The sequence below is a fragment of the Niveispirillum cyanobacteriorum genome, assembly GCF_002868735.1.
Taxonomy (GTDB): domain Bacteria; phylum Pseudomonadota; class Alphaproteobacteria; order Azospirillales; family Azospirillaceae; genus Niveispirillum; species Niveispirillum cyanobacteriorum.
The window spans coordinates 3,222,769-3,240,820 of sequence record NZ_CP025611.1 but is presented as its reverse complement, the minus strand read 5'-3'; the positions used below and the strand labels follow the sequence as shown (position 1 = coordinate 3,240,820).

At 64.4% G+C, this 18,052-nt stretch carries 17 protein-coding genes and 4 tRNA genes; 9 read left to right on the top strand and 12 right to left on the bottom strand.

What is annotated here, in order from left to right; translation table 11 throughout:
- Positions 1–115 precede the first annotated feature (115 nt).
- From rplL to C0V82_RS15035, 10 genes are all read right to left on the bottom strand, one after another.
- A complete protein-coding gene (rplL, locus tag C0V82_RS15080; protein WP_102113010.1) occupies positions 116–496 on the bottom strand; it encodes a 50S ribosomal protein L7/L12 in 381 nt (126 codons plus the stop codon).
- Between the two features lie 45 nt (positions 497–541).
- The gene (gene rplJ / locus C0V82_RS15075; RefSeq protein ID WP_245924102.1) at positions 542–1,060 is read right to left on the bottom strand and encodes a 50S ribosomal protein L10; all 519 of its coding nucleotides are present in this window, start codon (positions 1,058–1,060) and stop codon (positions 542–544) included.
- Between the two features lie 311 nt (positions 1,061–1,371).
- Positions 1,372–2,079 (bottom strand): 50S ribosomal protein L1, encoded by a 708-nt coding sequence (gene rplA / locus C0V82_RS15070; RefSeq protein WP_102113008.1) that lies wholly within the window; start codon positions 2,077–2,079, stop codon positions 1,372–1,374.
- Complete coding sequence (gene rplK / locus C0V82_RS15065) at positions 2,079–2,513, bottom strand: 50S ribosomal protein L11 (protein ID WP_102113454.1); 435 nt, start codon at positions 2,511–2,513, stop codon at positions 2,079–2,081. The genes rplA and rplK overlap by 1 nt, the downstream gene beginning before the upstream one ends.
- Positions 2,514–2,645: 132 nt before the next feature.
- A complete protein-coding gene (nusG, locus tag C0V82_RS15060; RefSeq protein WP_054169727.1) occupies positions 2,646–3,176 on the bottom strand; it encodes a transcription termination/antitermination protein NusG in 531 nt (176 codons plus the stop codon).
- Between the two features lie 4 nt (positions 3,177–3,180).
- On the bottom strand, positions 3,181–3,378 hold the full coding sequence (gene secE, locus C0V82_RS15055; RefSeq protein WP_054169740.1) for a preprotein translocase subunit SecE: 198 nt from the start codon (positions 3,376–3,378) through the stop codon (positions 3,181–3,183).
- A gap of 105 nt (positions 3,379–3,483) precedes the next feature.
- A tRNA-Trp gene (locus C0V82_RS15050) sits at positions 3,484–3,559 on the bottom strand.
- Between the two features lie 262 nt (positions 3,560–3,821).
- Positions 3,822–5,009, bottom strand: a complete 1,188-nt coding sequence (gene tuf, locus C0V82_RS15045; RefSeq protein WP_102113007.1) for an elongation factor Tu — start codon at positions 5,007–5,009, stop codon at positions 3,822–3,824.
- A gap of 64 nt (positions 5,010–5,073) precedes the next feature.
- Positions 5,074–5,147: transfer RNA gene (locus C0V82_RS15040), tRNA-Gly, on the bottom strand.
- 77 nt (positions 5,148–5,224) lie between these two features.
- A tRNA-Tyr gene (locus tag C0V82_RS15035) sits at positions 5,225–5,309 on the bottom strand.
- Positions 5,310–5,448: 139 nt separating this feature from the next.
- Here C0V82_RS15035 and rlmB point away from each other — a divergent pair.
- From rlmB to C0V82_RS15020, 3 genes are all read left to right on the top strand, one after another.
- Positions 5,449–6,642, top strand: coding sequence for a 23S rRNA (guanosine(2251)-2'-O)-methyltransferase RlmB (gene rlmB / locus C0V82_RS15030; RefSeq protein WP_188595112.1), 1,194 nt, complete (start codon positions 5,449–5,451; stop codon positions 6,640–6,642).
- 52 nt (positions 6,643–6,694) lie between these two features.
- Positions 6,695–6,769, top strand: a tRNA-Thr gene (locus C0V82_RS15025).
- 124 nt (positions 6,770–6,893) lie between these two features.
- On the top strand, positions 6,894–8,924 hold the full coding sequence (locus C0V82_RS15020; protein ID WP_102113006.1) for an aminopeptidase P family protein: 2,031 nt from the start codon (positions 6,894–6,896) through the stop codon (positions 8,922–8,924).
- Positions 8,925–8,970: 46 nt separating this feature from the next.
- On the opposite strand, the gene C0V82_RS15015 is transcribed toward C0V82_RS15020, so the two are convergent.
- Positions 8,971–9,651 (bottom strand): TetR/AcrR family transcriptional regulator, encoded by a 681-nt coding sequence (locus C0V82_RS15015; protein ID WP_158659954.1) that lies wholly within the window; start codon positions 9,649–9,651, stop codon positions 8,971–8,973.
- Positions 9,652–9,905: 254 nt separating this feature from the next.
- Between C0V82_RS15015 and C0V82_RS15010 the strand changes: the two genes are divergently transcribed.
- Positions 9,906–12,011 carry a 3-hydroxyacyl-CoA dehydrogenase NAD-binding domain-containing protein gene (locus tag C0V82_RS15010; protein ID WP_102113452.1) on the top strand — a complete coding sequence of 702 codons (2,106 nt, stop codon included), beginning with the start codon at positions 9,906–9,908 and terminating at the stop codon, positions 12,009–12,011.
- Between the two features lie 55 nt (positions 12,012–12,066).
- Positions 12,067–13,284 (top strand): acyl-CoA dehydrogenase, encoded by a 1,218-nt coding sequence (locus tag C0V82_RS15005; RefSeq protein ID WP_102113004.1) that lies wholly within the window; start codon positions 12,067–12,069, stop codon positions 13,282–13,284.
- Here the strand turns inward: C0V82_RS15005 and C0V82_RS15000 are convergent, their stop codons facing one another.
- On the bottom strand, positions 13,285–13,866 hold the full coding sequence (locus C0V82_RS15000) for an HD domain-containing protein (RefSeq protein ID WP_102113003.1): 582 nt from the start codon (positions 13,864–13,866) through the stop codon (positions 13,285–13,287).
- Between the two features lie 112 nt (positions 13,867–13,978).
- On the opposite strand from C0V82_RS15000, the gene C0V82_RS14995 reads away from it, so the two are divergent.
- The 4 genes from C0V82_RS14995 (at position 13,979) to C0V82_RS14980 (ending at position 18,020) form a co-directional block, all read left to right on the top strand.
- Positions 13,979–14,875 carry a LysR family transcriptional regulator gene (locus C0V82_RS14995; RefSeq protein WP_102113002.1) on the top strand — a complete coding sequence of 299 codons (897 nt, stop codon included), beginning with the start codon at positions 13,979–13,981 and terminating at the stop codon, positions 14,873–14,875.
- Positions 14,876–14,981: 106 nt separating this feature from the next.
- The gene (locus tag C0V82_RS14990; protein WP_102113001.1) at positions 14,982–15,887 is read left to right on the top strand and encodes a hypothetical protein; all 906 of its coding nucleotides are present in this window, start codon (positions 14,982–14,984) and stop codon (positions 15,885–15,887) included.
- Between the two features lie 174 nt (positions 15,888–16,061).
- Positions 16,062–16,508, top strand: coding sequence for a tripartite tricarboxylate transporter TctB family protein (locus C0V82_RS14985; RefSeq protein WP_158659953.1), 447 nt, complete (start codon positions 16,062–16,064; stop codon positions 16,506–16,508).
- Between the two features lie 3 nt (positions 16,509–16,511).
- Complete coding sequence (locus C0V82_RS14980) at positions 16,512–18,020, top strand: tripartite tricarboxylate transporter permease (protein WP_102112999.1); 1,509 nt, start codon at positions 16,512–16,514, stop codon at positions 18,018–18,020.
- The last annotated feature ends 32 nt before the right edge of the window (positions 18,021–18,052 follow it).

The following is an 18,052-nucleotide window of genomic DNA, read 5'->3' as shown; positions in this document are numbered from 1 at the left end:
GCCCGCCATGATAGCGGAACGTTCCGGTTCAGAAAAGACAGACGACGCCGGGCGGCGACCCCCGTTCCCGGGGGCCACCGTCCAGCGCCTTCTTATGCAGCGAAGATCGCCACTATTACTTGACGGCGACCTTGGCGCCGGCATCTTCCAGCAGCTTCTTGATCTTAGCCGCTTCGTCCTTCGGCACGCCTTCCTTGACGACCTTCGGAGCGCCTTCGACCAGGTCCTTGGCTTCCTTCAGGCCCAGGCCGGTGATGGCGCGGACTTCCTTAATGACGTTGATCTTCTTGTCGCCACCGTCAACCAGCTCGACGGTGAACTCGGTCTGCTCTTCAGCAGCCGGGGCAGCGGCGCCAGCAGCGGCCGGGGCAGCGGCAACGGCGACCGGAGCGGCGGCGGAAACGCCCCACTTCTCTTCCAGCAGCTTCGACAGTTCGGCGGCTTCCAGGACGGTCAGGGCCGACAGTTCTTCAACCAGCTTTTCCAGCTTGGACATGATGCTCTCCTAAGGGAACTAGATAAACGTTGGGTAAGATGCGGCTCAGGCCGCCTCGTCCTTCTTGGCGTAGGCCGCGAGAACGCGGGCCACTTGGCCACCCGGTGCCTGCAGAACACCAGCGATACGGGTCGCCGGGGTCTGGATCATGCCGAGCAGGCCAGCACGCAGTTCCGTCAGCGACGGCAGCTTGGACAGGGCTTCGACACCCGAAGCGTCCAGCGTGACAGCGCCGATGGAGCCGCCAATGACCTTGAACTTGTCGTTGGTCTTGGCGTAATCGATCGCGACCTTGGCCGCCGCAACCGGGTCCTTGGACCAGGCCATGGCAGTCGGGCCCTTGAACAGGCCTTCGGTCTTCTCGAACTGCGTGCCCTTGAGGGCGATGACGGCGAGCGAGTTCTTGGTCACTTTGTAGCTAGCGCCCGCAGCCCGCATCTTGCGGCGCAGGTCGGTAACTTCAGCCACCGTCATGCCGGACTGCTTAGTCACGACGACGAGGGCTGCCGACTGCAGCTCAAGATTAAGGGCCGCGATCGTAGCTTCCTTCTGTGAACGATCCACGGTTCGCCTCCATTTGGGACAGGACAGCCAAAAAGGCCATTCCGCCCGGTTACAACACATCCAGGCCGGTTCAAACGAACCAGCCCAGACGGGGTTACCTGTCCCAGAAGCTTCAAGCCATCATGTCCAGGGCGGCTGTCGCCGTCCCGGCGTATCAATGCTTTCGCTCCTGTCTGCGCCGGCTGGTCTATTAAGCGTCAGGGACAGGTCCCATCAGCGCGCGGCGGTCTCGGACAGGGTGGGCCTCCAACTCTTGGAGACCCGGTCCCTTATCCGGCCGAAACCGGATAAGGGAAACTCGTTTTTCAAACTTAGGCGTTCAGGGCTGCGACCAGCGCCTGCACGTCAAGCTTCAGGCCCGGGCCCATCGAGGAGGACAGCGAGACCTTCTCGACATAGGTGCCCTTGGCGCCAGCGGGCTTCGCGCGGTTGATCGCGGCAACGAACGCCTTGACGTTCTCTTCCAGAGCTTCGGCAGAGAAGCTGGCCTTGCCGACGCCGGCATGCACGATACCGGTCTTCTCGGCGCGGAACTCAACCGAACCGCCCTTGGCAGCCTTGACGGCCTCGGCGACGTTCGGGGTCACGGTGCCCAGCTTCGGGTTCGGCATCAGACCGCGGGGGCCCAGGACCTTACCCAGCTTACCGACCACGCCCATCATGTCCGGGGTGGCGATGCAACGGTCGAAGTCCATGTTGCCGGCCAGAATCTGCTCGGCCAGATCGTCGGCGCCGACCAGATCAGCACCAGCGGCCTTGGCTTCCTCGGCCTTGGCGGCGCGGGCGAACACGGCGACGCGGACGGTCTTACCGGTACCGTTCGGCAGAACCACCATGCCACGGACCTGCTGGTCGGCGTGACGCGGGTCGATGCCCAGGTTCATCGCGATTTCGACGGTTTCGTCGAACTTGGCGGTGGCATTGCTCTTCACCGTGGCGACGGCGTCGCCCAGGGCGTAGAACTTAGCGCGGTCAACGTTGCCGTTGGCCTTCTTCAGACGCTTACCGATGGCCATGATCAGCCCTCCACCACTTCGAGACCCATGGAACGGGCGGAACCGACGATCATGGTCATCGCGGCTTCGACGTCGTTCGCGTTCAGATCGACCATCTTCTGTTCAGCGATGGCGCGGATCTGGCTGGTGGTCACCTTACCGACGGCGGCGGACTTGCCAACCGTGGCGGAGCCCTTGGTGATGCCCGAGGCCTTCTTCAGGAAGTAGGTCACCGGCGGGGTCTTGGTCACGAACGTGAAGGTACGGTCACCATAGGCGGTGATCACGACCGGAATGGGCATGCCCTGTTCCAGCTGGGCCGTCTTCGCATTGAACTGCTTGACGAACTCCATGATGTTCAGACCGCGCTGACCCAGCGCCGGACCGATGGGCGGGCTGGGGTTGGCCTTGCCGGCCGGAACCTGCAGCTTGATATAGCCGACGATTTTCTTCGCCATGATGATCCTCATAGTCTGACGGAGGGCCGGGCCGTTCCGTCATGGGATTTGCGTGGTGCGGCCGCCCTTGGACTTACGGGCATGACCTCCCACACGTGAACCGACCGATGGAAGCCATCGGTCGGAAACTCGTCAGATCTTTTCGACCTGGGTATATTCCAGTTCCACCGGGGTGGCGCGGCCGAAGATCGACACGGCAACCTTGAGGCGGGACTTGTCTTCGTCCACTTCTTCCACCAGACCGGTGAAGGAGGTGAAGGGACCGTCCGTGACACGGACATTCTCGCCCACCTCGAAGGTGATGGAGGGCTTGGGCCGCTCCACACCTTCCTGCACCTGATTCATTATGCGCAGCGCCTCGGTTTCCGAAATGGCCTGCGGCTTGCCGCCGCCGCCCAGGAAACCCGTCACCTTCGGCGCATTCTTCACCAGATGCCAGGTGTCATCCGTCAGCTCCATCTTCACCAGCACATAGCCGGGGAAGAACTTGCGTTCGGAGTTGATCTTTGCGCCACGGCGCACTTCCACAACCTCTTCGGTCGGGACCAGGATGTCACCGAACAGCTCTTCCAAGCCCTTCTGCGCAGCCTTCTCACGAACCGCCTGAGCGACCTTCTTTTCGAAGCCGGAATAGACGTGGACGACGTACCAACGCATGGCCATGGGATCAGCCCCCGATACCAAGAATGAGGCGAATGCCGAATCCGAGGATCTGGTCCACCGTCAGAAAGAAGACAGAGGCCAGGATCACCATCACGAAGACCATGGCGGTCGAGACAAGCGTCTCCTTCCGCGTCGGCCAAGTGACCTTGGCGACCTCACGGCGCACCTCGCGCAAGAATTCTGCGGGATTGGTTTTAGCCATGTCGGCGTTGGCCATCATTCCTGAATGCACATACCGTGTTGTCACCCTGGCACTGGCACCGGCTGGGGGCCGGACTTCGGCAGGGGGCCATCCTTGTTGAAGGGATGGCAGGAGTGGAGGGGCTCGAACCCCCAACCCCCGGTTTTGGAGACCGGTGCTCTACCAGTTGAGCTACACTCCTACACCGTCGGTTCCATTCCGGGCGTCAGTGACAAAACATCACCATCGCCCCGAGCGGTCCCGGGGAGTGCGGGTTGATAGCGCAGTTGCGCCCGCAACGCAACAACCAGTTTGCACCGATTGCTGACAGCCGTTGCAGGGGATCATTGCGCCCACCGCATTCCCGGAAAACCATCGCCGTTCCCGGCAAAGCCTTCCTACAAAAGGAAAAGGGCCGCTGTCACCAGCGGCCCTTCCCCATCAACAGCCCGAGGGCCGTCGACTTACTTGACGATCTTCGACACGACGCCGGCGCCGACGGTACGACCGCCTTCACGGATGGCGAAGCGCAGACCTTCGTCCATGGCGATAGGGGCGATCAGCTTCACGGCGAAGCGGATGTTGTCGCCGGGCATCACCATTTCCGTACCTTCCGGCAGGGTCACCGAACCGGTGACGTCCGTGGTGCGGAAGTAGAACTGCGGACGATAGTTGGCGAAGAACGGGGTGTGACGACCGCCTTCTTCCTTCGTCAGGATGTAGGTCTCGGCCTCGAAGTCCGTGTGCGGGTTGATCGAACCCGGCTTGGCCAGAACCTGACCGCGCTCGACGTCTTCACGCTTCGTGCCGCGCAGCAGCGCGCCGATATTGTCGCCAGCCTGGCCCTGGTCCAGCAGCTTGCGGAACATTTCAACGCCGGTCACGGTCGTCTTCACGGTGGCCTTCAGGCCAACGATCTCGACTTCCTCACCGACCTTGACGATGCCCTTCTCGACGCGGCCCGTCACCACGGTGCCACGGCCCGAGATCGAGAACACGTCTTCGATCGGCATCAGGAACGGCTTGTCGATCGGACGCTCCGGCTGCGGGATGTACCGGTCAACCTCGGCCATCAGCTTCAGAACGGCTTCACGACCGATTTCCGGGTTCGTGTCGTTCAGAGCGCAAACGGCAGAGCCGGGGACGATCGGAATGTCGTCGCCGGGGAAGCCGTAGGAGGTCAGCAGCTCGCGCAGCTCCAGCTCAACCAGCTCAACCAGATCCGGATCGGCCAGGTCCATCTTGTTCAGGAACACGACCAGGGCCGGCACGCCGACCTGACGGGCCAGCAGGATGTGCTCGCGGGTCTGCGGCATCGGGCCGTCAGCGGCCGAGCACACCAGGATCGCGCCGTCCATCTGCGCGGCACCGGTGATCATGTTCTTCACATAGTCGGCGTGGCCGGGGCAGTCCACGTGGGCATAGTGACGGTTGTCCGTCTCATACTCGACGTGAGCGGTCGAGATCGTGATGCCGCGGGCCTTCTCTTCCGGCGCCTTGTCGATCTGGTCGTACGCCGTGAACGTGGCGCCGCCCTTTTCGGCCAGCACCTTCGTGATGGCGGCCGTCAGCGACGTCTTGCCATGGTCAACGTGACCGATGGTGCCGATGTTGCAGTGCGGCTTCGTCCGCTCAAACTTTGCCTTAGCCATGGTATCCTGTGCCCTTGCCTGCTGCGATCTCTAGAAGACGCCGGGTCGTGGAAGAGGTTCGGTATGGAGCGGGTGAAGGGAATCGAACCCTCGTCGTAAGCTTGGAAGGCTTCTGCTCTACCATTGAGCTACACCCGCACGGGTCGTTCGCCCACCGCCCGACAACGTCACCACAAGCAGAACGGCGCGCCCCATATTCTGAGGCGCGCCTGAACTGGTGGAAGGGGCTGGATTCGAACCAGCGTACGCTATGCGGGCAGATTTACAGTCTGCTGCCTTTAACCACTCGGCCACCCTTCCGCGGTGCCGTTCTCGGCCAGCGGCCTGAACGGAGTGCGGGTTATAAGGATTAAATCGCCCCTGTCAACGCCAATCTGACATGCGTCTTCATTCTTTCTATCCGCTGGCGGAAATCCTGGGTTTGAACGAAAGTGCGTAAATGAGAAACCGACCCCCCTCCCCTAAATCCGGTCGCCCCGGTGGCAAAGGCGGCGCCAGCGGTAGCGGCGCCGGACGCCCCGGCGCCCGCTCCCCCTCGCGCGATACCCGTCGTGACGATGACAATGCCCGCGCGGCGCGCGGCCCCAAGGCCGGCGGCAAGCCCGGCTTTGCCAAGCCCGCCCGCGACGGCGACGCGCGCCCGCCTCGCGGCCCCCGCCGTGATGATGATACGCGTGGCGCGCGCACGGGCAGCGATGCCCGCCCGCCGCGTGGGCCGCGTGCCGAACGGCGCGACGACCGCCGGGATGACCGTCGTGATGAGCGGCGCGACGATCGCCGTCCTGGCTCCGGCCAGGACCGCGGCGGGGCTGAACGCCGCCGCCCGATGAGCGCTGCGGAGGAACTGGGTTTCGAACCCACGCCCCTGCGCGCCACCACCGGTCCGGCACTCAACAAGCATAATCTGCTTTATGGCGTGCATGCAGCCTCAGCGGCCTGGACGAACCCGCGTCGCAAGATCCGCGACCTGTTCGTCACCGAATCAGGCTTGGAGGCGCTGGAGGAGGCGTTCCAGAAGGCGTCCGACGCCGAACTGGACCGGCCCGAGCCGCGTCTGGTGGAAAAGGAAGAGATCGACAAGCTGCTGCCGCCCGGCGCCGTGCATCAGGGCGTGGCCCTATCCTGCGCGCCGCTGCCCGAAGTGGAGATTGAGGATATTGTCGATGCCGCCGCCGACGACCCGCTGGCCCTTGTGGTCGTGCTGGATCAGGTGACGGACCCGCACAATGTCGGCGCCGTCCTGCGTTCCGCCGCCGCCTTTGGTGCCAAGGCGGTAATCGTGCAGGACCGCCATGCCCCGCCTGTGACCGGCACCCTGGCCAAGACGGCGTCCGGCGCGGTGGAGGCGGTGCCGCTGGTGCGTGTCACCAACCTGGCCCGCGCCATTGATCAGCTGAAGGCCGCCAGCTTCTGGACCGTCGCATTGGCCGAATCGGGTGCCCGCCACCTGCATGAGGTCGATCTGTCGGGCCGCACGGCCCTGATTCTGGGCTCTGAAGGCGATGGCATCCGCCGTCTGACGGGTGAGCGCAGCGACGAAATCGCTAAGTTGCCTACCGGCGGCCCTGTCGGCAGCCTGAATGTTTCGACGGCAGCCGCCGTAGCTCTTTACGAGGTCGCTCGGCGACGCTAATGTCCCCGCCCGTTCGCCGGAGGGGTTCTCCCTCCGGCAACCCGCCTGGATCGCCGGCTTAGCTCAGTGGTAGAGCAACCGCCTTGTAAGCGGTAGGTCGTCAGTTCAATCCTGACAGCCGGCACCAGTGCTTTGATGCCCCCTCAGCGGCGGCCTAGTTTTCCACTCCGATACTGATATGCCCGCCCCTTGCGCGCCCGCGCCCGCCGCACTAGCGTGGCGGCACCAATAAAGCTCGCGGGAGCCATAAAGTGTCTGTCAGCCTCCATACTGTTGCCTACCAGGGCGACGCCACCCTGGCCGATCTGTTGCGTGCCGACGGGATTGACCGCTCGGTTGCGTCCATCCGGGACCTGATCGCCGGGGTCAATGCCGCGCCCGATGGCGAACTGCCCGATGCCTGGCTGGACCTTGTTTCGGCCCGCCGGTCGGACGCGACGTCGGAGCAGCTGACGGCCTTGCGGGCCACCATCGACCGACCCGCCGATCCGGCCAAGGGCGACCATGCGGCCCGGCTGGCGGCCCTTCGCGCCGAGTTGAAGCGCCGGGGCCTGGACGGGTTCGTGGTACCGCGCGCCGATGAATATCAGGGTGAATATGTGCCCCTGCGCGGCAGCCGTCTGGCCTGGATCAGCGGTTTCACCGGATCGGCAGGTGCCGTCCTCGTACTGCTGGACAAGGCCGCCATCTTCATTGATGGCCGCTATACGATCCAGGCGCGGCAGGAAGTGTCGCCGGGCTTGTTCAGCTATCATCACCTGATCGAGGAATTTCACGGCGACTGGGCGGCGGCCAACCTGCCGGCGGGGGCCAAGCTGGGCTTTGATCCCTGGATGCATACGGGCGCCTGGGCCGACAAGATGCGCGCCAGCCTGACGCCCGCCGGTGTGGAGCTGGTGGCGACCGAGGGCAGCCCGGTTGACGCCGTCTGGGGAGACCAGCCGCCCGCCCCGCTGGGCGTGGTCAATATCCAGCCGCTGTCTGCCGCCGGTCGGTCCGCATCAGAGAAGCGCGCCGATATCGCGCAGGCACTGGCCAAACTGAAGGCCGATGCTGCCGTTTTGACCCAGCCGGACAGTATTGCCTGGCTGTTGAATGTGCGCGGGGCCGACGTGCCCTGCACGCCGCTGCCTTTGTCCTTTGCCACGATTCGTGCCGACGGCAACGTCGACTGGTTCGTGGACCGTCGTAAATTGGCGCCGGGCCTGGAGGAGCATCTGGGCAATCAGGTGTCGATCCGCGCGCCTGATGAATTGGCCGGTGCGCTGGACGCCCTGGGTGCGGAGGGAGCCAAGGTCCGCCTGGATGGAGGCACCGCCGCCCTTTGGGTGGTGGACCGTTTGGCCCAGGCAGGGGCCAAGCTGGACCAGGGGGGCGATCCCTGCGTCCTGCCCAAGGCCGTGAAGAACCAGACGGAGATTGAGGGGGCCAAGGCTGCCCATCGCCGCGACGGCGCCGCTCTGGTGCGTTTCCTGCGCTGGTTCGATGAAGAGGCGCCGAAGGGTGAGTTGGACGAACTGACCGTGGTGGAGAAGCTGCACAAGGCCCGCCAGGGTGCTGCCGATTTCCGGGGCCCCAGCTTTGAGACGATCAGCGGGGCTGGTCCCAACGGTGCCATCGTACATTACCGGGCAACGCCAGCCACCAACCGCCGGATTGAGAACAACAGCGTCTTCCTGTTGGATAGTGGCGGGCAGTATCTGGACGGCACCACCGACATTACCCGCACCCTGGCCGTCGGTGATGTCGGGGCGCAGGCGCGCCGGCATTTCACCCTGGTGCTGAAGGGGCATATCGCGCTGAACCGCGCCCGTTTCCCCGCCGGCACCGCCGGCAGCCAGTTGGATAGTCTGGCGCGCCAGTTCCTGTGGCAGCAAGGTCTGGATTACGACCATGGCACGGGCCATGGCATCGGCAGCTACCTGTCAGTGCATGAAGGGCCGCAGCGCATCGGCAAGCAGCTGAACAGCGTTACCATCCTGCCCGGCATGATCTTCTCCAACGAGCCGGGCTATTACCTGGCCGGGTCCTACGGCCTGCGCATGGAGAATTTGGAACTGGTGGTGCCGGTGGCCATACCGGGTGCCGAGCGACCGATGCTGGGCTTTGAGACGCTGACCGTCTGCCCCATCGACCGCCGCATGGTCGACCGCGACCTGCTGACCACGGAGGAGCGCGACTGGTTCAACGGCTATCACGCGCGGGTGAAGGCGGAATTGTCGCCGCTGGTCTCGGGCGATGATCTGGCTTGGCTGGAACAGGCGACGGCGCCGTTACTGTAAAAAGGGTGTCGCATGCGGCCCAATGGGCCGCATGCGACAAACCCTGTCACCCCTTGGCCGTAAACGGTGCTTCCAAACCCGCCGTCACATAATCGATGACGCGCGCGGCCACGGCCTCCAGATCATCCAACTGGCACAGGCCGCCCGACAGTGTCTCGAGACGCTTCATGTCGGTGTAGAGCGAATGCTGCACGCCCATGGCGAAATGCAGCCGCCAATAGACCTCATGCTGCGGCAGGTGCGGCAGGGCGCGGGCCAGGGACAGGGCGAAGCGCTGCAAATGCCCCACCTCCTTGTCCAGCATCTCCCGCGCCTCCGCCGGGCCGTCGCCGCGCGCAAAGGCCACAAACTGATTGTAGAGCGCCAGCCGGGTGGAGGTGAAGGAATAGCGGATCGCGGGCAACACCAGAGCCGCCACAATCTCCCGCACGGGCGGGGTGCCGCCGCCGGCCCTTTCCTCTGCCTCCCGCAGAAGCCGGGCACGGGCGCGGTTCAGCTCGATGGCGCCGCGCCGGAACAGGGCGATCAGCAGCGCATCCTTGGACCCGAAATGATAATTCACGGCGGCCAGATTGACGCCCGCCGCCTGCGTCAGCTCCCGCAGCGACACCGCCGAATAGCTTTTCTCCGCGAACAGCTTCTCCGCCGCGTCCAGGATCACCTCCTTGGTGTCCTGACGCCCGCCTGCTGCATCCGTCTCTACGGCGGTATCGGCCCCTGCCTTCATCCTGCTTCGTCCCCAGTTTGCCCTGAACCACCCCTTGCCGGGGCATCTTGAGTCCGTATCAAACGGCTGTTCATACTTTACCGGGCGGACGAGGCCACGCCAACCATCCTGTAACCCCATCATTCCGCATGGCTGACGTAACGGAAGGTCCATGCCCCCGCATGCATTGACTTAAACGGGCGTTTGAATTTAGCATGATGCCAAAGGAACAACGCGGCATCATGGTTGGATGCCGTCAGCAGGGGGAAGGCCAGATGACCCAGTCACCCGTCCGTTATGACCGCCAGGGTGCGGTCGGCATCGTCACCGTGGACAGCCCACCGGTAAACGCCCTGTCGCAGGCTGTACGTCAGGGGCTCTGGGACCGGGTGACAGAGGGGTTCATCGATCCTGATGTGACGGCACTGGTGATCGTCGGTGCAGGCCGCACCTTCATCGCTGGGGCCGACATTGCCGAATTCATCAAGGGCGGCATGGGCGAGCCGGACCTGAACGACGTGAACGATCTGATCGAATCGGGGCCCAAGCCGGTGATCGCCGCCCTTCACGGCACCGCCCTGGGCGGCGGGCTGGAAGTTGCTTTGTCCTGCCACTACCGTGTTGCCGTGCCCAAGGCGCTGGTCGGATTGCCGGAGGTTAAGCTGGGCATCCTGCCCGGCGGCGGCGGCACACAGCGGCTCTCGCGGCTGGTCGGGGCGAAGACCACGATCGAGATGATCACCAGCGGTGCCTTTATCCCCGCGCCCAAGGCCCAGGCGTTGGGCATTATCGATCATGTCGGCGAGGGGGCAGACCCGCTTGCCATTGCACTGTCCTTCGCCGCATCCCTGCCCGCCGGCCCGCATAAGCGCACGCGTGACCGGGAGGAAGGCCTGGCCGCCGACCGGGGCAGCAGCGTGTTTGACGAGGCGCGGGCGTCGCTGGCCAAGTCCGCCCGCAACCAGTTCGCGCCCCAGCGCTGCGTCGATGCTGTGGAAGCCGCCTTCACCCTGCCGTTCGACGAGGGGCTGACGCGGGAACGCGAGCTTTTCATGCAGTGCATGGCACATGATCAGGCCAAGGCCCTGATACATGTGTTCTTTGCCGAACGCGCAGTCACCAAGATCCCCGATGTGCCGCCCAGCGTGACCCCGCGCAAGATCGGTCAAGTCGCCGTGCTGGGCAGCGGTACCATGGGCGGCGGCATCGCCATGAACTTCGTCAATGCCGGCATTCCTGTGCGCCTGCTGGACCTGGATCAGGCCGCGCTGGACCGGGGCATGGGCGTCATCGCCAAGAATTATGCGGGCACCGTCGCCAAGGGCAAGTTGGCCCAGGCCGAGATGGACAAGCGCCTGTCCCTGATCCAGCCCACCACCGATTATGCCGATCTGGCCGACGCCGACCTGATCGTGGAGGCGGTGTTCGAGGATGCGGATGTAAAGGCCAAGGTCTTCCGCCGCCTGGATGAGGTGGCGAAGCAAGGGGCCATCCTGGCGTCGAACACCTCCACTCTGGACCTGGACGCCATCGCCGCCAACACGGGCCGGCCCGCCGACGTCATCGGTATGCATTTCTTCAGCCCGGCCAACGTGATGAAGCTGCTGGAGGTGGTGCGCGGCAAGGACACGGCCCCCGATGTCATCGCCACGGCAATGGCCGTGGGCAAGCAGATCGGCAAGGTCAGTGTGCTCGTTGGCAATTGCGACGGCTTTGTCGGCAACCGCATGGTGCAATATTACGCGACCGAGGCGCAGCGGCTGGTGATCGAGGGGGCGTCCATCGAACAGGTGGATCAGGCAGCCCTGGAATTCGGTCTGGCCATGGGGCCGTTCGCCATGGGCGATCTGGCCGGGCTGGACGTCATGGCCTTTATCCGCGCCCGCCGTGTGGCCGCCGGCCTGATCTATGGCACCCCACTGTCCGACCGCATCGACCCGGCGCGTAAGGGACAGAAGAACGGGCGCGGTTGGTACCGCTATGAACCGGGCAACCGCACCCCCCTGCCCGACCCGGAGGTGGCGGCCATGATCGATGCCTACCGCGCCGAACGCGGCATCACGCCCCGGACCTTCAGCAGCGAAGAGATCGGGAAGCGTCTGATCTATTCCCTGGTGAATGAGGGGGCCAAGATCCTGGAAGAAGGCATGGCGCTGCGGGCCGGTGATATCGACATCGTCTATATCTATGGCTACGGCTTCCCCGCCTGGCGCGGCGGCCCGATGAAGTTCGCGGAACTGTCAGGGCTGGACAATGTCCTGGCCGACATCACCCGCTACCATGCCGATGCGGCCGCGGCGGGCGATGCCGATGGCGGCTATTGGGAGCCGGCACCGCTGCTGAAACGTCTGGTGGCGGAGGGGAAGAAGGGCTTCGGGTGAGCATCAGTACACCCGATCGCAATTCCCCTCTTCCCCCCGACTGAAAGCCACCGCCATGACCGCCATCTTCGAAATGTCGCCCCGCGCTCGTGACCTGCATGAGCGGGTCACTGCCTTCATGGACGCTTATATCTACCCCAACGAGAAGGCGCTTTCCGCACAGGTGGCCGAGGGGCCGACGCGGTGGAAGCCGGTGCCGCTGCTGGAGGAACTGAAGGCCAAGGCCAAACAGGCGGGCCTGTGGAACCTGTTCCTGCCGGAAAGCGACCTGGGTGCGGGACTGACCAACCTGGAATATGCGCCGCTGTGCGAGATCATGGGACGCAGCCATTGGGCACCGGAGGTGTTCAACTGCTCCGCCCCCGACACGGGCAATATGGAGGTGCTGGTCCGCTATGGCACGGAAGAGCATAAGGAACGCTGGCTGAAGCCGCTGCTGGCCGGTGAAATCCGGTCGGCCTTCGCCATGACGGAGCCGGAGGTCGCCTCCTCTGATGCCACCAACATCGCCACGCGCATCATCCGCGACGGCGATGATTACGTCATCAATGGCCGTAAATGGTGGATCAGCGGGGCCAGCGACACGCGTTGCAAGATCATGATCGTCATGGGCAAGACTGATCCGGACGGGACCGACCGGCACCGTCAGCAATCCATGATCTTGGTCCCCACCGATACACCGGGCGTGACGGTGAAGCGCCCCCTGCCCGTCTTTGGGTATGACGACGCGCCGCACGGCCATTCCGAGGTCTTGTTCGAGAATGTGCGCGTGCCGGCCAGCAACCTGCTGCTGGGTGAGGGCCGTGGGTTTGAGATCGCGCAGGGTCGCCTGGGGCCGGGCCGCATCCATCATTGCATGCGCCTGATCGGGGCATCGGAGCGTGCGCTGGAACTGATGTGTCAGCGGCTTTCCAGCCGTGTGGCCTTTGGCAAGCCGGTGGCCGCACAGTCCATCTGGCTGGAACGTATTGCGGATGCCCGCATCGCTATCGATCAGGCCCGTCTGCTGACCCTGCAGGCAGCCCATATGATGGACACGGTCGGCAACAAGGTGGCCAAGTCCCAGATCGCCATGATCAAGGTCGTGGCCCCCAATGTCGCCTGTCAGGTCATCGACATGGCCATCCAGGCGCATGGCGGCGGCGGCGTCTGTGATGATTTCCCCCTGGCCTGGGCCTATGCCAGTGCGCGGACCCTCCGCATCGCCGACGGCCCGGATGAGGTGCACCGCAACCAGATCGGCAAGATGGAGTTGGGCAAGTATCGGGGCTGATTACCCCATCCCGAACCACCCCGCATCGCGGGCAGCGTCAAGGCGCCCCGCGATATGGTTCCAGAGTGCCGGGCACCCCGCCGCGATGGGTGGGCCGACGCGGCCCACCACCTGTTCATACCGCACCTCGTTCTCCCGCCAACTCTGACCATTATTGGCAAGGTTCAGGAGGACGGGGGCGGCCCGGTCCAAAGCCTGTGCAAAACGCGCCTCCCGGCTCTGCCCCGCCTCGAACTCCCGCCACAGGTCAAGCAGGGCCTCGCCCTGTCCGTGGGGCAACAGACCCAGAATGCGGGCCACGGCCTGTTCCTCCGCCGCCTTGCGCTCGTGCCGCCCGGCCTCGATGAAGAACAGCGTGTCGCCCGTCTCAATCTCCCCGATATCGTGGACCAGCAGCATACGGATCACCCGGTCCATGTCGGTGCCGGGTTCGGCATAGGGCGCCATGGCCAGGGCCAGCATGGCGAGGTGCCAGCTATGTTCGGCTGAATTCTCGTACCGATCCTGGCCCAGCGGCTTCACCTTGCGCGTCACCGCCTTCAACCGGTCCAGTTCCAGAACGAATGCTACCACCTGTTCCATCACACCCTTCCTGTGCCCTGTCTGCGCAGCAGGATAAGGGCGGGCGGTGTTGAGCAAAACCGGCTATGGTTCGCAACACTACGGACAAATTTGTCCGTAATGGGAGTGGATCATGGACCGGTTCGGCGGCATTCACCTGTTCATGCAGGCGGCCCAGACACGCAGCTTCGTGGAGGCGGGGCGGCTGTCGGGCGTTTCGGCATCTGCCGTAGGCAAGGCGGTGGCACGGCTGGAGGAACGGCTGGGCGTGCGGCTGTTCCACCGCTCGACCCGCAGCGTGACCCTGACGCCGGAAGGCCAGCTGTTCCTGGACCATTGCCAGCGCATCCAGGCGGAAATGATGGCGGCAGAGGCGGCCCTGGCCGGCGCGCGCACCACCCCCGCCGGCCCCCTGCGCATCGCCATCCCGGCGGTGGCGGAGGCGGCATTGCTGCCGCTGCTGTCCGGCTTCATGCGGGCCTATCCCGACATCATGCTGGAGATTGACGCCAGCGACCGGCTGGTCGACCTGATTGAGGAAGGGTTCGACGCCGCCATCCGCACCGGCACCCTGGCCGATTCGCGGCTGATGGGCCGGCGGCTGGGCGGCTTCCGTCACCAGATCGTGGCGTCACCCACCTATCTGGCGGAACGGGGCACACCACAGATGCCGGCGGACCTTTGCTGGCATGCCTGTCTGCACCATCGCCACCCGGTGACGGGCAAACCCGAACCCTGGCCTCTGATCCCGTGCGATGACACCCCGCCGCCGGACCTTCCCGTCACTGGGATCGCCGGCACGGCCCAGACCCGCGCCATGCTGGCCGCCGATGGGTTGGGCATCGCCTGCATTCCCGACTTCGTGGCCCGCCCACTGCTGGAGGCAGGGCGGCTGGTGGATATGCTTGGCGATCAGGTCATGGCCGTGGGACAGTTCCATCTGCTGTGGCCCGCCGGGCGCCATCTGTCACCCCGGATCAGAGTCTTCCTGGACCATGTAACCGCCGGTTTCGCCTTGACGAGCGGTTGAAAACAGGTGGCGTTTTCCACTTGCCCCATGGGCGAATCAGATGTGTGCTATTAGTCATACGTTGGCATGCAAAAAGTCCGGCAAACGGGCGAATGGGAGGAACTGCATGCGGTGGCTATGGGCACTTCTGCTGTCATTGGCGATGCTGACGCCGTCCGGGGGCCGGGCGGCGGAAAAAGAGGTTCGCACCTATCGCATCGAGCATAATGCCTCCCCCGCCGGTCACAGCGTCCGTTCCTATTACCTGGACCTGATCGAAAAGGTGCTGGCCGATACGGAAGGTGAGTATGGGCCCGCCCGGTTGCAGAAGGTACCGGAGGATGTGCCACAGGCCCGGCTTCTGGCGCAGTTGGCCCATAACAAGCTGGACCTGCTCTGGACCACCACCAGCAATCTGCGTGAAGGGATCGTCACCCCCATCCGCATTCCCCTGGATATGGGCCTGACGGGGCAGCGCGCCCTGGTCATCCGGGCTGACCGCAAGGCCGAATTCGACAAGATCACTAAACTAGAGGAACTGTCGCAACTGAAGGCCTGCCAGGGCTCCTACTGGCCCGATACCGTCGTGCTGCGCGCCGCCGGGCTGCGGGTGGTGGAATTCACTTGGATCGATATGGCCTATCCCGGCCTGCATGATGGCCGCTGCGATTATCTTCCACGGGCCTTGAATGAGATCGATGGCGAAGTGGCTGCCATCGGCGACAAGAATGTCATCGTTTATGACCGGCTGCTGCTGACCTACCCGCTGCCCATGTACCTGTTCGTGGCGCCTAACCAGCCGGAACTGGCCAAACGCATGCGGGTCGGTCTGGAACGGATGGCCTATGGCGGGAACTTGCGCCGTTTCATGGAGGCGCATCCCGCAACCTCCATGATCTTCCCCCTGACCCGGTTCCAAGGCGCCCGCATCTTCCATCTGCCCAATCCCGACCTGCCCGCCCAGACGCCCCTGACTGATAAGTCGCTGTGGCTGGAGGTGGAGGCGGAGGTGACCCCACGACCAAGGTCGTAAGCTTCCGGGCGGGCATTGCGCCCTGTTCATGGCCGGTTTACTCTGCACACATGGCGAAAAGCCCACCATCCGGCACCCGGCAATCCCGGAAAAGCCGGGGGTTACAGCAGGGGAGGGATGGACGCATGCGGCGACCCGCGACCGGCTTCAACCGTCATGCTGGGGAGGGCTGCGATGCGCGTGCGTAGCCCCCAGGACCTGGTGGGCGGCATCGCCCTCATCCTCCTGTCCCTGCTGGCCTTCAGCCAAATTGGTGATCTGAAGTTCGGCACGGCATCGCGCATGGGGCCGGGATACTTCCCGACATTGCTGGCGGGCCTGACGGGCCTGATGGGCGTAATCATCGCGGGCCGGTCCCTGGTGCTGGACGGACCGGCGCTGGATCAACTGCATTGGCGGCAGGCCCTGCCTATCCTGGGGGCCATCCTGGCCTTCGGGCTGGCCATCAGGCCACTGGGCCTGGTCATCGCGTCGGCACTGCTGTTCGGGATCGCGGCCTTTGCCTCGTCCGACACGAAATGGCGGGAATTGCTGGTGGTCAGCGCCGCCCTGATCCTGTTTGCGGTCGGGCTGTTTGTGCTGGCCCTGGGCCTGCCCTTCCCCCTCTGGCCGAGGTTCTGATCCATGGATAATGTGTTTTCCAACCTCGCCATGGGGTTCGGGGCGGCGGCCACGCCCATCAATCTGGGGCTGTGCTTCATCGGGGCGCTGGTCGGTACGCTGATCGGTGTGCTGCCGGGATTGGGCCCCATCGCCACCATCGCCATCCTGCTGCCCATCACCTTCTACCTGGACCCGCTGGGCGCCCTGATCATGCTGGCCGGCATCTATTACGGCGCGCAGTATGGCGGCAGCACCACGGCCATCCTGGTCAACATGCCGGGCGAAACCTCGTCCGTGGTCACGACCCTGGACGGGCATCAGATGGCGCGCAGGGGGCGGGCTGGGCCGGCGCTGGCCATCGCGGCACTGGGGTCCTTCTTCGCGGGCTGTGTCGCCACCTTCATCGTGGCCCTCTTCGGCCCGATCCTGGCCAAGTTCGCCCAGAATTTCGGGCCGCCGGAATATTTCGCGCTGATGCTGGTGGGCCTGATCGGCGCCACCGTGCTGGCCAGCGGATCGGTGGTGAAGGCGGTGGCCATGATCATTGTCGGGCTGCTGCTGGGCTGCGTCGGGTCGGATATCGAGACGGGCGAACCCCGCATGACCTTCGGCATCCCGCAGATCGCGGAGGGCATCAACTTCACGACGCTGGCTGTGGGCCTGTTCGGTGTCGCGGAAATCCTGCGCAATCTGGAAAAGACCGCTGACCGCTCCGTCCTGGGTGCCAAAATCACCGGGCTGATGCCGACCTGGGCCGATATCAAGCAAAGCGCCATGCCCATTCTGCGCGGTACCGGCATCGGGTCGGTCCTGGGCATCCTCCCCGGCAATGGAGCGGTCCTGGCGCCCTATGCCAGCTATACGCTGGAAAAGAAAATCTCCAAGACCCCGTCGCGATTCGGCAAGGGCGCGATTGAGGGCGTGGCGGGACCGGAAAGCGCCAACAATGCCGGCGCACAGACCAGCTTCATCCCACTGCTGACCCTGGGCATTCCGCCCAATGCTGTGATGGCCATGATGGTCGGCGCCATGACCATTCAGGGCATCGTCCCCGGCCCGCAGGTGATGAATGAAAACCCAACCCTGTTCTGGGGCATGATCGCCAGCATGTGGATCGGCAATGCCATGCTGGTCATTATCAACCTGCCGCTGGTCGGCGTCTGGGTTCGGCTGCTCAAGGTGCCTTACCGTATCCTGTTCCCGGCTATCCTGATGTTCTGCTGCATCGGGGTCTATTCCATCAATTCATCGGGTGTGGAGGTGATTCTGGTCGCCCTGTTCGGCGGCGTCGGCTACTTCCTGCTGAAGCATGGGTTTGAACCCGCACCGCTGCTGCTGGCCTTCGTTCTGGGGCCGCTGATGGAGGAAAATCTGCGCCGGTCCTTCCTGATCGCGCGCGGTGATCCGTCGATCTTTGTCACGCGTCCCCTGTCGGCCAGCCTGCTGGTCATTGCCTTGATCCTGATCGCCATCGTGCTGCTGCCGTCAGTGCGCAAGCGGCGCGAGGAGGTTTTCCACGAGGAGGATTGACCCCTCCGCCATCTCGGAACAATTCACATAAG